The sequence below is a fragment of the Turicibacter sp. genome, from assembly GCF_017941855.1.
In the GTDB taxonomy this organism is placed as follows: Bacteria; Bacillota_I; Bacilli_A; order MOL361; family Turicibacteraceae; genus Turicibacter; species Turicibacter sanguinis.
This window is the reverse complement of record NZ_JAGAVR010000013.1, coordinates 1-13964: the sequence shown is the minus strand read 5'-3', so window position 1 is coordinate 13964 and position 13964 is coordinate 1. Positions and strand designations below refer to the sequence as shown.

Genomic DNA, 13964 nt, shown 5'->3' with positions numbered 1-13964 from the left:
CCCCTTATTTAATATGTGCCGAACAACTCGGACAATAGTGCCACTCTGACTCGACTGTTCTTCCACAATTTGGACATTTTTCTTTCAACGCTTGACCACAATGAGGACATGTACTAAAATCCTTATTCACCTTCTCATTACAAGTCGGACAAAGATATGAGAAACTACGACTAATCAACAAATAAATAATTAATGGCAACGGAAGTAATATCGGATATACAATCGGAAAAATTGCAAAAATTGCCCAAACAATTGCCAAACGATCACCTCGATCCTTTGCATCTAAATAAATCCACGCGACCTGACCAATTCCAAAACAAACGACTACAAATAAAACAACTGACATTAAAATACTCATCACAATCATATATTTCCACCCTCTCTATACCGAACAATTAACAAAATCAACGAGGCAAACAACACATAAATGCCACCAAGCATTATAAACTCTCGATTAAATCCTATAAATTTAAAAATCAACATTTGTGCAAGCACACAGAAAACTCCCGCTATCATCATCAGGATCTTAAGACGTTTTCTTTGCCTTTGAAGCTTCAACTCATTAGCAACTCGAATAATCTTTAATGTATCAATCTCAGTTATCAAACCTTGAGCCTCTAATTGCTCATCCTTTAAAACATCCATCATCTACCCTCCTAACTTCTTTCTTATCTTTTGAATCGCATTAAAAATTCGCGACTTTGTCGTTCCTGTTGCAACTCCAAATAAATTAGAAATCTCTTCAATACTATAGCCATAATAATGTCTTAAAATAAAACTCATCCGCTGTTCTTCACTCATGTCCTGTAAGGCATTCATCGCTTCCTTAAACTGAACCTGTATTAACGCGTCACACTCACCTTCACTAAACACCGATTGAATAATTTCGTCATCGTAAACAATGCGACTTTGCTTTCTTACCTCGTTTCGATATAAGTTAGTCGCAATTTGAATTAAGTAAGTCAAAAATTTACTTTCTCCACGAAACTTTTCAATATTTAGTGTCGCTTTAAGTAATGTTTCCTGAACTAAATCCTCCGACATTTGAATATCCCCAGTTAATTTAATGAGATAACCATAAACCGTCTTATAATGCATCCCAAACAATATATTTAAGCAGTGCCGATCACCTGAAATCGCCTGTTTCACAAGCTGTTCCTCATCCAACCCTCTCACCTTCTTTCACTAATAAGACACGCGAGTTTAAAAAAAGTTCATTAAAAAAAAAAAGAACACCAAAAGTTCTGTGTTCTTTAACTATAACTTGTTTATTTAATATTTTCTATAATTTTCTAATTGTTCTCTCTCCATTTTCTTCTCTTTCAAACGTTCTGTAATTTTAAAGATTAAAAAAATACCAAACACTAAAAAATTAAGCAAATACCAACCAATAATAAATTTAAGCATTATTTAATCACAACCGCTGTTCCATAAGCGACCATTTCAGCCGCCCCTGCCATCACTGATGATGACATTAAACGCATTCCAACAATCGCATTTGCCCCTTGAGCTTCTGCATCTTCAACCATACGTCCAATCGCAATTTGGCGTGCCTCCGTTAACATCTCATTATATCCAGTTAATTCCCCCCCAACTAGATTTTTAAATGAGGCTCCGATATCTTTACCAATATTTTTTGAACGAACCGTACTTCCACGCACTAAACCTTTTACCTCAATAATTTCTTTCCCTGAGATACTATCTGTTGTCACAATTAACATAGACTATTCCTCCATTATGTTTTCAATTCTTTAATTAGATGATTGTCTAATTATTTAATAGCATTATAGCTCTTTGACCTATAAAAGTCAATAAATAACAGATATTTTTTACAATGTCGATTTCGACACTATCTGAAAAACTTGAAAAACTAGGAGTTACAGGAGTATAATAAGTAAATGTATAGTTACTTTGCTATTGTAAATAACAACAATAGTCTTTGAATCAAATCTTATTAACAGGAGTGATACCCAATGGGTCGTAAGTGGAATAATATTAAATACGGAAAAGCTGCTAAAGATGCTGCCCGTTCAAAAGTTTTAGCTCGTTTCGGAAAAGAAATTTACATGGCTGCTAAAAATGGAGATCCAGATCCAGAATTAAACCGTAACTTAGCATCAGTTATTGACCGTGCTAAAGTTGCAGGGGTTAACCGTGAAATCATCGACCGCGCTATCAACAAAGCAAAAGGTGGATCAGACGAAAATTACGATTTCATCCGCTATGAAGGATACGGACCAAATGGTGCTGCCGTTATCGTTGATACATTAACTGACAACGTAAACCGTACAGTAGCTGAAGTACGTTCTGCATTTAACAAAAACGGTGGAAAAATCGGAGTAAGTGGTGCCGTAGCATTCATGTTCGAAGCAACAGCATTATTCGGATTCAACGGAAACTCAGCTGATGAAATTTTAGAAGGATTAATGGAAGCAGACGTAGACGTTCGTGACGTTGAAGAAGAAGATGGAGAAATCACAGTATACGCAGACCAAGATCAATTCCATGCCGTACAAACAGCATTAAATGGAATGGGAATCACAGAATTCGAAGCTGCAGAATTAACAATGTTACCAACATCAACAGTAGAATTAGATGGTGATGCATTAGCTAAATTCGAAAAATTAATCGACGTACTAGAAGACTTAGACGATGTACAACAAGTTTACCACAACGTAGAATTACCAGACGAAGAATAATAAAAGGCTAAGAGATGTGCTTAACACTCGTAGAAAGTAAGGAGAGTCCGCCGTGTCGTAAGACACAAGAGGCTCTCGAACTTTACCAGAGTGTTGCATCTCGAATCTAGATTAAATAAAAAGCTAAGACGAACAGATAACTCCGAATAAAAGTGCTTAGCCACCGAAGTTCTTGAAAGTACAATTGTGGATAAAACTTTATAGAGGAGTTATTCATCGAAGCTGGATTAAATAAAAGGCTAAAGCTAATACTTTAGCTGTTTAAAAAATGTAAGGGAGTGATAAGTGTCTCGTTTTTAGAGACACTTATCACTCCCTATTTTTTAAAACAAACTAATTCAAAAGGAATTTTTTGGTTAATCTTATACATTTATTCTGAAGAGACAGTGAGCTAAAGCTAGATTTCCATCCCTTGTACCAAGCTATTCCTGTGCCTGATTTATGCTTTTATCTTACACTCCACGTACTTTGTACGTGATTTTTTATGATTGAGTTATTACTCTTTTATACTTAATAGTCAATTGTACATTTCACAGAAATTCATTATTTTAAGTGTATATCACTCCTAATACTCTGCACTCTATTAATGAAAACAACTCATCATCTGTTTAAAGTAAGTACTTTGTAGGATATAATAACAGTATCGAATTCAAAATATGAATTCCTAAAAAGGAGCTCTGAGCATGGAAATTAAAACAAAACATAAGAAATTTAATAGTTTTACAGATTTATATAGCTTTATGATAGATAGTCACTTAGAAGAAATAAGTGTCACAATGAAATATCCTGACGGAACAAAAAGTTCTGGAATTATGCCAATTGACATGGTTTTATCATTCACTTCAATTGAACAAATTAAAACTTTTGATAAAGAGTTAAAAGAATTATCAACTAAATACAATGAAGATTTAGCTAAAGTTCGTGAAATTGCAGAAAACTGTAATGAGTTGAATTATTTCGAAGATGAAGATGGTGAAATTCAAGCTCAATTAGATGCAATCGAAGCAAGCAATGAGCTCAAACAAGCAGTCACTGAATTAGTAAACGAAAAATTACATGGTTAAAAGCACGTGAAAGTTCAAGTTTCCTTTACCCTTTCGTTTTATGAAAGAATGAAGGAAGTAGACTTTATAGAGGGGTTAGTGATCAAAGGTGGATTAAATCCTGTTTATGCTTTGATTTTATATCCTACGATGCCTGAACGTAGTTCTTTATTTTTTAGGCTGTTTTAAGTCATCTTATTGGTAAATAAACCGCTTGGTATCAAAAGTTATTGGCTTTCATTTTTAAGAATTTTATCTGTTTTAAATGACTAGATAGTTAATAACAACATTTTCGTCTAATAGCGCCATTTTTTAACTCAAAAAAAGCACTAGATAAATCTAGTGCTTTTTTCTATTATTTTTTAAAATCCCAAACATCTAATTTTACGTTTTTAGTGCTTCCTACACTCTTAATAGCTTTAACTTTTCCACGAGATGTTAGATAACTCTAATATTTATTGTCTATTTTGATTTTTCTGCTTTGAAGTAATTTTTTTTAATACTAATTCATTGTACTCATTTAGTGATTTTTTTCTCTCACTCATTGCTTTTTCATTTATTTTAACTAATTTATTATAATCTAACTCATAACCGCTTTTTTGAAGAACTCTAATAAAATAATCATCTAATTGAATAATCATAATATCACATCCTATAAATCAAACTACATAATATTATTTTATCATCACTATATTTTTTGTCTAATTATGTGCTTTTTTCTGTTTTTTACAAGATATATCTAATAAAATGTTTATTTTTAACTGATTTACTCCTAAATAGCCACATAAGATTTTTTAAACAAAAAAATAACATTTCAAATTAGATTGATAACTGCATTCGTATCCTATCGAAACCATTAAAAATATAGATTAAATGTTTATTAACAGAATACTTTAATTTAAAAATGACCATTCAAGTGCTTTTTTCTCACCTCTCACGAACACTTTTAACATTTAATTTTTTTTTAAGATAAAATAGAACTGTAGTCAAAAGAATAACAAATTGACATACGTCCGCTAATTTTTCCAATATTAGATTCTTATATTTATGACTAACCACTTTAAAAACAAAAAAAGAGCTGATTTCCTTCAGTTCTTTTTTGTTTTTTAAATTAATTTACAATAATATAATCTCATCATGAATATAATCGAAACTATCACTTTTTCACACTTATTGCAACAAAAACATTTTATATTTCCTACAAAAAAAGCACCTCTATGAATGTATAAATTAATCTCAAATTTATCTCAATTCATTTAGGTGTTTTTTCTTATTTTCACATATAAAGGAATACAGAATGAAGGTATTCTTTTTTATCCAAGTAAAAAATCAAAAATATTTTCTAAATCACTCGTTGTTCCTTTATACATCTCAGTATACTTACACTTAGTACATGTAATCGTTGTAAAGCGTTTGTTCTGAACATCAAACATTTTGGAAAGCCCACCACCTGTTGCAGCAAACTCATCCACTTCATAGGAGCGATTTTGACATTTTGGACAAATATAATTTTTAATTTCCATCAGTTAAGAGACTCCTTTTTAAATCTAAGTTTTTTATTTCATTACTTTATCTTGATCCTGAATCTCAACATATCCCTTCATTCCATCAGTTAATTCAACCTTTAGTTGTCCATCATTTGATTCAAAATAAAAACCATATGGTTTACACTCTGGTGAAAATTTAACTGTTCCTAAAACCGTTGTATTTAAGTGGTCTAATGTAAAAACATCACCATTTAATAAACTTGCAATAACCTCATCTAATCGATTACGGCAATCAAAACGTTTTGCTTTCTCATCATAAGTTAACTGTACATGAAGATTTGTACCCATCAAATCACTCCTTCCGAAAAATCATTCTTATTGTGCCTAAAATTATCAAAAATAAAACCTATTTTACTTTACTTAATCTCCCAATTAATACTTGTAACCGCGCCGCCAAATTTTAAAATAGGCCCTTTAGTGCATAAAATCGACAAATTATCAAATAATATATCTAGATTCCACTCGGAGTCTCCTCTTTTGCTCTGTGCACGCGAAAACCCCCGTACGTTGGTCGGGGGTTTTTTAATATTCATTAAATCTTCAGAATTTCTTGCGGTTTTCTTCATTTCTGTTTGCTATACTAAATGCATGGTACAGATTTTTTATAAATAAGGAGCGTGCTTTTCATGTTACAAAACATTTTAGATAATATATTCCTAGGAGTCATCCTCCTGATTATCGTTGGTATTATCTACTTACCGTTCTACTTTATCCTACGAAAAAAACAAATCCCTATTCTTAGACAACTTAGCTATTTAGGACTGGCAGGAATCATATTCATCATCCTATTTGCAACTATCCTAATAAGCATAATCGGAAGTGGATTAAACTTTAACCCACCTTATCATCGCCTTAACCTAATTCCATTTAGCTGGCTATTTGATACCTTCACAATGAGCCAGGTCATTTCGAATATAATCATGTTTATCCCCCTTGGATTTTTACTACCAATTGTATTCAAAAAATTTCGTTCTTTTTTTAATACCACACTTTTTGCTTTTGCTTTCTCATTCTTCATTGAATGCTTCCAGTACTTTATTGGGCGTTCATCAGACATTGATGATTTAATTCTAAATACACTTGGAGGCATCATTGGATATGGAATTTTTATTCTTTTTAATAAATGGTTATCAACCCAAAACTGGTGGAAAAACTTACTTCAATAAAAAAAATCTCTAAGACCTTAGGTCTTAGAGATTTTTTTTATGCTCCAAAGAAGAAGAAATAGGCTAAAACGACAATACCCAGGATAATGCGGTACCATCCAAATACTTTGAAGTCATGTTTCTTAATATATCCCATTAAGAACTTGATTGCAAAAATTGAAACAACAAATGCTACAAATGATCCAAGAGCTAACGTAATTAATTCAGCACTAGTAAAAGCAAATCCGAATTTAACAAGTTTTAATAAACTTGCTCCAAACATAACTGGAATAGCTAAGAAGAACGTAAACTCTGATGCAACATAACGAGAAGCACCAATTAAAATAGCTCCTAAAATCGTTGCTCCTGAACGAGATGTTCCTGGAATTAAAGCAAGTAATTGGAAAACTCCAACCATTAAAGCAAATTTGTATGTAATTTGTGATAAATTCGTTACCACTGGCTTACGACCTTTATTACGATTCTCAATAACAATAAATAAAACCCCGTAAATAATTAACATTAAGGCAACAGTTTGATAATTATAAAAATGTTCATCTAACCAATCATCAAATGCTAAACCAATAACTGCTGCTGGTAAACATGCCACAATAATCTTAAACCAAAGATTCATCGTATCTTGTTTGATTTTAAAGCCACCCTTAAACTCAAATGGGAAGATCTTATTCCAAAACATAAAGATAACCGCCAAAATTGCCCCAAGTTGAATGACAACAAAGAACATCTCCATAAATGAAGCCGACATATTTAACTTAATAAATTCATCAACTAAAATCATATGACCTGTACTACTAACAGGTAACCATTCCGTAATCCCCTCAACAAATCCAAGGAAAATTACTTTTAAGTATTCAATAAAACCCACAACTAACCCTCCTGTTTCAACTTTTCAATTATTAAAATTTCAATGTAAAATATAACCTACCTAATGATACTATGAATTAAACATTTAGAAAATACTTTCTAAGGAAATTAAGTTTATTTCACACGACTTATTTTAATAAAATAATAGATAAAATACCATAATAATCAACTTACAAATACACTTCTAACCTTACATCTCTGTAAGGAAATAAAGAAAACGCGAAGGTAATCCTTCGCGTTTTCTTTATTTAAGCAATACTCTTTTTTTATAATTTTTGATCTTCAACTGAATCTAGCCACGCTTTAATGTCTGAAATAATAGAGCTTACGCATCCATCTTCAAATGGTGATTTTAAATTTGCATATGATACAAGTCCGAGGAACGATTTTGTCCCACCTACCTCGCATAAACGAACGTAGTCATTCCATGCATCTTCACGATTATCGTGCATACGTTTCCAAAATTGTAGGGCACAGATTTGAGCTAATGTGTAGTCGATATAATAAAATGGACTATTGAAAATGTGTGCTTGTTGGAACCACCAACCACCACGTTCTAGGAAGTCACATCCTTCATAGTTTTTGTGTGGCAAGTATTGTTTTTCAAGATTACGCCAAGCCGCTTTACGTTCTGCCGGTGTTGCTTCTGGATTTTCATAAACGAAATGTTGGAATGCATCCACAACAATTCCATAAGGAATAAATTTAATCGCTGATCCTAAGTGAGTAAATTTATATTTGTCCGTATCCTCTTTAAAGAATAATTCCATCCAAGGCCATGTAAAGAACTCCATACTCATTGAATGAATCTCACAACTTTCATACGTTGGGAAGTTTAACTCAGGTGTTTCAATCCAGCGTGAAGAATAAACTTGGAAAGCATGTCCCGCTTCATGCGTTAAGACATCAATATCCCCTGCTGTTCCATTAAAGTTAGAGAAGATAAATGGCGCTTTATATTCAGGAATATAAGTACAATATCCTCCACCCGCTTTCCCCGGTTTATTCACTAGATCTAATAACTCACTTTCTACCATGAAATCAAAGAATTCTTTTGTTTGTGGAGAAAGTTCATGATACATTTTCACACCATTTTCTAAAATCCACTCTGGACTTCCTTTAGGTGTCGCATTACCTGTTTTAAATTCGAACTTTTCATCAAAATAACGAAGTTCCCCATAACCTAAACGCTCTTCCTGTCTTTTATATAAAGAACTTGCTACTGGCACAATATAATCTAAAACTTGCTTACGGAAGTTTTTAACCATCTCTGGATTATAATCACTGCGCATCATACGAGTATATCCAAGTTCAACGAAATTATTAAATCCTAATTTTTTAGCAATACGTGTACGAACTTTTACTAACTCATCATAAATACGATCGATTTCAGCTTCATTCTCTTCAAAGAAATGGTATTTAGCAACTGAAGCCTCTTCACGGACCTGACGATCTTCACTTAATAAATATTTACCCATTCCTGGTAACGTACGCTCTTCACCATCAAATGGAATTTTAGCTGATGCTAATAACTTTGTATAAAGACTAGATAATTTATTTTCTTCCTGTAAATCCGCAATAATCTCAGGCGAGAATGAACGTAAATTAAACTCTGCAATCGTAAAGAATTGTTTGCTTAACTTCTCTTCAAGTTCAGCACGAAATGGTGATTTAACGATTGCATGATAAAAAGCAGACGTTGCTTCTTCATAAAGAGGACCCTGTTCATCCCAATACGTTTGTTCAGAGTCATAAAACTCATCTCGTGTATCAATACTATGGCGAATCGAAGATAAGGTTGCCATTGTTTCTATATGAGAACGCATGGCATTAATTTTGTTCACAATTTCTAATTGTTCCTCTGCATTCGTTGCAGCCTCAAACTTATAAACTAAAGCACCAAATTCATTTTTGAATTGTTCATAATTTGGTCTTTCATACTTAAAATCATTAAATTTCATCTTATGTCTCTCCTTATTAAGAAAAATTTACTATGAATATTTGCTAGTTTACCGACTTTAAAAAATAACTTAATTTTAAATTATTTATTTCCCCTAAAATCGTCACCTAACAAATTAGTATTTCTCCTATTATACTATATCTCCTTATGTTTTGCATGATTTTACCATTTGTTTTTTTTGACAAATCTATGTTAAGGTTTGACGTTAAAAATTTCATAGGACATTCAAAACGTGGAACCCCCATATAAACTAAGGTTCGAGACGATTAAGCATGCAATAGCTCAGATACCTCATCATGTATTCATATCGGACAAATGACACTTTGCTGATATATCAAACTATGTTCCGTAAACTTAGAAATAATTATGAAGTAAGTTCTCATTTCTAATTTCTTGAACTGTGAGATAGCACTAATAAATTCTATTAATAAAATTGTTAAAGTCATACTAGGATATTTTCCTTTTAAAGGATAATAAAGCTTAGTAATAACTATTAAAAAATTGATTTCAATAAAAAAAGCGACATTCTTAACGAATGTCCCTGTTTAGCTCTTTAGTTTCTATATTTATAAATTGCAAATGTTTTAGTATTTGTAACCTTATCTCTAACTTCTATGTCAAAATTTGATCCTGTTTTAATACAAATTACAATATCAATTAATGCGGTCTGACCAGGTTCAACCCACTCAACTGATTTATTTGTGGTGATGAGTGGATATAAAGTTACACCGTTACCTGTTTCATCATAAATTAAAAAGTTTGAGTCACATAAAGCTTCTCTTTTTGTTCCAATATTTTTACCTTCAATCGTAATAATTGCAACTGTCTCTACCGCTCGATCAGGCATTTCACTTTCCATATACTCATTACGCTCATCTGTTAGCGCGATTGATTTAATGTTAATTTCAAATGGTTCCTCACTAAATTGCGCTAACACAGTAAATGGTGTCCCTAGTTCAAGCTCATCTAAATATGAAGCCGTCACAAGCGATGATTCAAAAATGGTCTCAACAACTGTTTCGGTATCAATTGTCGCAAAAGGCTCATCCTCTGTATTATGAGCCACATCAATTTTCAAAATATCCCCTGTTGTAATTCCAACATTTATTTTAATCGTCCGTCTACGACCAGGTGCTATGGCTGCATAACTTGAGAATTCGAGATCTAAATCATAACCCGACATGGGATATAAGTCTAACCTCTTCCCTGTTTCATCATAAAAATGAAAATAGGACTCATTTAACAACACGACTTCATCTGATATATTAATTGCCTCAATAGTTACAATTGCGACATTATCCACCGCCTCATTGAACTCATTACGTGCATCCGTTAACGTCACATCGGTCACAGCAATTTCTAACACCTCTTTTTCGTCATGGATTAACTTAAATGTCTGGCCTAGTGGAATGGTTATTTTTCCGATCGTTGTTTTCTCTTCAATGGGTGTTCCATTGATTGTAACCTCATCCTCTGTTTCAGTTGTTGAACACCCTATTATAAAACAGGTCAGTGTTAAAATAACTAATAATGCTTGCTCTTTTTTCATCATTATCTCCCCCTCTTGTTGAATCATATCGGATTTTAAGATAACGTGCAATAAGTATTAACCGACGTCATGGCCTAGATAGCGAGTGTAATGAAGGTAAAAAGCAAAATACTACATCTTCTCAAATAGTAATTAAGCATTTTAAAGATGTGGATAACCCACTAATAGGGTTATTCACATCTTTTTATTGATATGAAAGATTATCATTCATAAAACATTGACTATTTTATCCAAATAAACTAGAATATTACCTTGTCAGGTGTCTTGTCACCTGTAAAGTTTATTAGGAGGCGGCTGTATGAAAAATAAAATTGCTGGAACTCTTTATGGAATGGCAATCGGTGATGCTATGGGAATGCCCTCTGAACTTTGGAGTCGAAAAAAAGTCCAACAGTTTTTTAGGGGCATTACAGATTTCTTAGATGGACCTTCGGAAAATGAAGTGGCTTATCAGTATAAAAGAGGACAATTTACAGATGATACTGCACAAGCTTTAATCATCCTAGACTCTTTAATAGCCAATCATTTCAACGTTTTGCCAACTGATATCGCAACTAGACTTCTTGCTTGGGCAAAAAAAGAACAAGCTTTTGAAAAAAACATTTTAGGGCCCACATCTAAAGCCGCCTTACTTAGTTTTAAAGAAGGAAAAAATATAGAATCGATTACGAATCAATCTGGGACAAACGGTTCTGCAATGAGGATTCCTCCTGTTGGCTGTTTATTCTTACCTGATGAAAAATCAGAGCTCATTCAATATGTAGCGCATATTACAAAGGTTACGCACAGTAGTGACATCACGATAGCTGGTGCCTGTATGATTGCTCACGCTGTAAGTTGTGCCATGATCTACAAAGACTTTGATGAAATTTTACAATCTGTTTATAGTATTGAACAAGAGGCACTTGCTCTTGGGGCTGATACTATTAATCCATCTCTTGTTGCAAGAACGAAGCTTGGCATTGAATTTGCTAAACGTTATAAAGACCAAGATGAATCGTTCTTAGAGGCTATCTATCAAATCATCGGATGTGGTGTAACAATTAGTGAATCAGTTCCTGCTGCTCTTGCAATTGCTTATTATGCGAAAGATGTAAAACATTGTAGTTTACTTTGTGCAAATCTCGGGGGAGACACTGATACAATCGGAGCGATGGCTTGTGCGATTTGTGGTGCTTACCAAGGATACACAGCACTTGATTCATCATGGGTTGAACTTATTAATGAAGCAAATGATGTCAATTTAATGGAATATGTAGATGCATTAGCAAAACAAAGGGGGGGCGTAATGTGAAAACTTTACTGCTTGGGAATGCGATTGTAGATGTTATTTTAAATATCGACGTCTTACCTAAAACGGGTGACGATATTTTCTGCCAAAAACAGAGCGTCACAATTGGTGGATGCGCGTATAATGTTGCAACGATTTTAAATCACTTTGATGTAGAACACGATTTGGCTGTTCCCGTTGGTTCTGGGTCTTACGCCTCAATGATTAAGGAAGAATTAATCAAACATGGCTATCCCGTTCACATCGAGGAGCAAACTGTGGATAACGGATATTGCCTTTGTTTAGTTGAACATCACGGAGAACGGACCTTTATAACAGTTCCTGGTGTTGAAGCTAACTATCAAAGACGTTGGTTAGATGCTTTTAGTGGGGAACAGTATGATAATATCTACATTTCTGGATACGAGATGGAAGGCTTAAGTGGGGCTATTATCAGTCAATGGCTAAGTACGCAAGAAATAAAAAATCTATACTTCGCTCCAGGTCCACGTATTACATTTATCGAACAAGAAACAATGGAACGTTTATTTAAGCTACATCCTATTTTACATATTAATCAGTCTGAAGCTTTAAGCTTCACAAAAGAGCAAGATTTAAATCTTGCTGTGAGAAAACTATACGCTTTAACTCATAACGAATTATTTATCACACTCGGGGAACACGGTGTTCTACATTTTGATGGGGAAAATCAAATGATTATAGAAGCACCTAAAACCACAGTTGTTAACACAATCGGAGCGGGTGATAGCCATCTTGGAGCAATCATTGCACTAAGATCACTCGGTTATGAGACAAAACAATGCTGTGAGATTGCCAACAAAGTTGCAGCCAAAGTCGTGAGCTTACAAAGCAGTAAATTTGAAGAAGAATATTTCAATAAGGGGGATTTTTTATGTCAGCATTAGTGATGAAAACAAAAAATTATTTTAGTGATTGGAGCATTTTTGAAATTTCATGGTTAATTATTTCAACGTTAACGATGCTTATTTTAAGTATTGTTTGGGGTGATACTCCAATGGCATTAATTAGTGGTGTAACAGGAATTATTTCAGTTGTTCTTTGTGCAAAGGGAAAAATTTCAACCTATGCTTTCGCTACAATAAATGTTGGCCTTTATGCGATTATTGCTTATCAAAATCGACTTTTTGGAGAAGTCATGTTAAATGGATTTTACTATCTTCCAATGAATCTTGTTGGATTTTATATGTGGCGTAAACAAAAAAATGATGAGGGGACCGTTATTGCTCGTCGCTTAACTGCTAAACAAATTTTTCTACTCGTTATCGGTCTAGTGATTGCTATTGTAGCTTATTGGAGAGTACTTATCGCTCTTGGTGGAAATCTACAACTAATTGACTCAACAACAACAATTCTATCGATTGTTGCTTTCTTATTACAAATTGGACGCTTCACAGAACAATGGATTTTATGGATGATTATCAATGTGTTCTCTATTATGATGTGGACACTACTTCTTGGAACTCCTGATGGCTCAGTAACGATGATTATCATGTTCTCAGCCTACTTAATTAATGGAATTTATGGATACCGAAATTGGCTGAAATTGAGTAAAAATAAATAATAAAAAGCTCTAGCATTTAATAAATGCTAGAGCTTTTTTAATATCATCATTAGATAGTAAAATCAAAATGAGTGTGGGTGAAAGTAAATCAGTTTTGCTAACTATCCACTAATGATGAAAGATTTTTTAACATGTTTTAATTAATTCTAAGTTACCTTCAATTGTATATTTAATTCCTTTTGGTAAATAGACTGTTTCTTCTGGATTTAATATAATCGTTTGATCATCAGTTTTCATTACACCGCATCCTTTAGTTGCTGTAT

16 protein-coding genes are annotated in these 13964 nt (G+C 33.2%); 6 read left to right on the top strand and 10 right to left on the bottom strand.

What is annotated here, in order from left to right; all coding sequences use genetic code 11:
* Nucleotides 1-4: 4 nt before the first annotated feature.
* The 4 genes from J6D32_RS02195 to J6D32_RS02180 all read right to left on the bottom strand — a co-directional run bounded on the left by J6D32_RS02195 (nucleotide 5) and on the right by J6D32_RS02180 (nucleotide 1721).
* A complete protein-coding gene (locus J6D32_RS02195) occupies nucleotides 5-367 on the bottom strand; it encodes a zinc ribbon domain-containing protein (RefSeq protein WP_006784738.1) in 363 nt (120 codons plus the stop codon).
* Entirely contained in the window at nucleotides 364-645 is a 282-nt protein-coding gene (locus J6D32_RS02190) for a hypothetical protein (protein ID WP_229040198.1), read from the bottom strand. The genes J6D32_RS02195 and J6D32_RS02190 overlap by 4 nt, the downstream gene beginning before the upstream one ends.
* A 3-nt stretch (nucleotides 646-648) precedes the next feature.
* Nucleotides 649-1176, bottom strand: a complete 528-nt coding sequence (locus tag J6D32_RS02185; RefSeq protein WP_237701271.1) for a sigma-70 family RNA polymerase sigma factor — start codon at nucleotides 1174-1176, stop codon at nucleotides 649-651.
* Nucleotides 1177-1406: 230 nt separating this feature from the next.
* Nucleotides 1407-1721 (bottom strand): heavy metal-binding domain-containing protein, encoded by a 315-nt coding sequence (locus J6D32_RS02180; protein ID WP_006784735.1) that lies wholly within the window; start codon nucleotides 1719-1721, stop codon nucleotides 1407-1409.
* 252 nt (nucleotides 1722-1973) lie between these two features.
* On the opposite strand from J6D32_RS02180, the gene J6D32_RS02175 reads away from it, so the two are divergent.
* Nucleotides 1974-2699, top strand: a complete 726-nt coding sequence (locus J6D32_RS02175; RefSeq protein WP_006784734.1) for a YebC/PmpR family DNA-binding transcriptional regulator — start codon at nucleotides 1974-1976, stop codon at nucleotides 2697-2699.
* A 683-nt stretch (nucleotides 2700-3382) separates the two neighbouring features.
* Entirely contained in the window at nucleotides 3383-3763 is a 381-nt protein-coding gene (locus J6D32_RS02170) for a hypothetical protein (protein ID WP_006784733.1), read from the top strand.
* Between the two features lie 434 nt (nucleotides 3764-4197).
* On the opposite strand, the gene J6D32_RS02165 is transcribed toward J6D32_RS02170, so the two are convergent.
* The 3 genes from J6D32_RS02165 to J6D32_RS02155 all read right to left on the bottom strand — a co-directional run bounded on the left by J6D32_RS02165 (nucleotide 4198) and on the right by J6D32_RS02155 (nucleotide 5577).
* Complete coding sequence (locus J6D32_RS02165) at nucleotides 4198-4383, bottom strand: hypothetical protein (RefSeq protein ID WP_040763972.1); 186 nt, start codon at nucleotides 4381-4383, stop codon at nucleotides 4198-4200.
* A gap of 672 nt (nucleotides 4384-5055) precedes the next feature.
* On the bottom strand, nucleotides 5056-5265 hold the full coding sequence (locus J6D32_RS02160) for a zinc ribbon domain-containing protein (protein ID WP_006784732.1): 210 nt from the start codon (nucleotides 5263-5265) through the stop codon (nucleotides 5056-5058).
* A gap of 33 nt (nucleotides 5266-5298) precedes the next feature.
* Entirely contained in the window at nucleotides 5299-5577 is a 279-nt protein-coding gene (locus tag J6D32_RS02155) for a hypothetical protein (RefSeq protein ID WP_006784731.1), read from the bottom strand.
* A 338-nt stretch (nucleotides 5578-5915) separates the two neighbouring features.
* Between J6D32_RS02155 and J6D32_RS02150 the strand changes: the two genes are divergently transcribed.
* A complete protein-coding gene (locus tag J6D32_RS02150) occupies nucleotides 5916-6455 on the top strand; it encodes a VanZ family protein (protein WP_006784730.1) in 540 nt (179 codons plus the stop codon).
* 37 nt (nucleotides 6456-6492) lie between these two features.
* Here the strand turns inward: J6D32_RS02150 and J6D32_RS02145 are convergent, their stop codons facing one another.
* The 3 genes from J6D32_RS02145 to J6D32_RS02135 all read right to left on the bottom strand — a co-directional run bounded on the left by J6D32_RS02145 (nucleotide 6493) and on the right by J6D32_RS02135 (nucleotide 10828).
* The gene (locus J6D32_RS02145; RefSeq protein WP_009607430.1) at nucleotides 6493-7320 is read right to left on the bottom strand and encodes an undecaprenyl-diphosphate phosphatase; all 828 of its coding nucleotides are present in this window, start codon (nucleotides 7318-7320) and stop codon (nucleotides 6493-6495) included.
* A gap of 265 nt (nucleotides 7321-7585) precedes the next feature.
* On the bottom strand, nucleotides 7586-9280 hold the full coding sequence (locus tag J6D32_RS02140; protein WP_006785975.1) for a M3 family oligoendopeptidase: 1695 nt from the start codon (nucleotides 9278-9280) through the stop codon (nucleotides 7586-7588).
* A 552-nt stretch (nucleotides 9281-9832) separates the two neighbouring features.
* Nucleotides 9833-10828, bottom strand: coding sequence for a hypothetical protein (locus J6D32_RS02135; RefSeq protein WP_229040256.1), 996 nt, complete (start codon nucleotides 10826-10828; stop codon nucleotides 9833-9835).
* A gap of 298 nt (nucleotides 10829-11126) precedes the next feature.
* Here J6D32_RS02135 and J6D32_RS02130 point away from each other — a divergent pair, with 298 nt between their 5' ends.
* Genes J6D32_RS02130 through pnuC form a run of 3 tightly spaced genes read left to right on the top strand, consistent with a single transcriptional unit; the run spans nucleotide 11127 to nucleotide 13701 of the window.
* Nucleotides 11127-12122, top strand: a complete 996-nt coding sequence (locus tag J6D32_RS02130; protein WP_009607431.1) for an ADP-ribosylglycohydrolase family protein — start codon at nucleotides 11127-11129, stop codon at nucleotides 12120-12122.
* Nucleotides 12119-13024: a PfkB family carbohydrate kinase gene (locus J6D32_RS02125; protein WP_006785970.1), complete on the top strand. Its 906-nt coding sequence runs from the start codon at nucleotides 12119-12121 to the stop codon at nucleotides 13022-13024. The genes J6D32_RS02130 and J6D32_RS02125 overlap by 4 nt, the downstream gene beginning before the upstream one ends.
* Nucleotides 13012-13701: a nicotinamide riboside transporter PnuC gene (gene pnuC, locus J6D32_RS02120; RefSeq protein WP_009607432.1), complete on the top strand. Its 690-nt coding sequence runs from the start codon at nucleotides 13012-13014 to the stop codon at nucleotides 13699-13701. Before J6D32_RS02125 ends, pnuC begins: the two co-directional genes overlap by 13 nt.
* Nucleotides 13702-13964 lie beyond the last annotated feature (263 nt).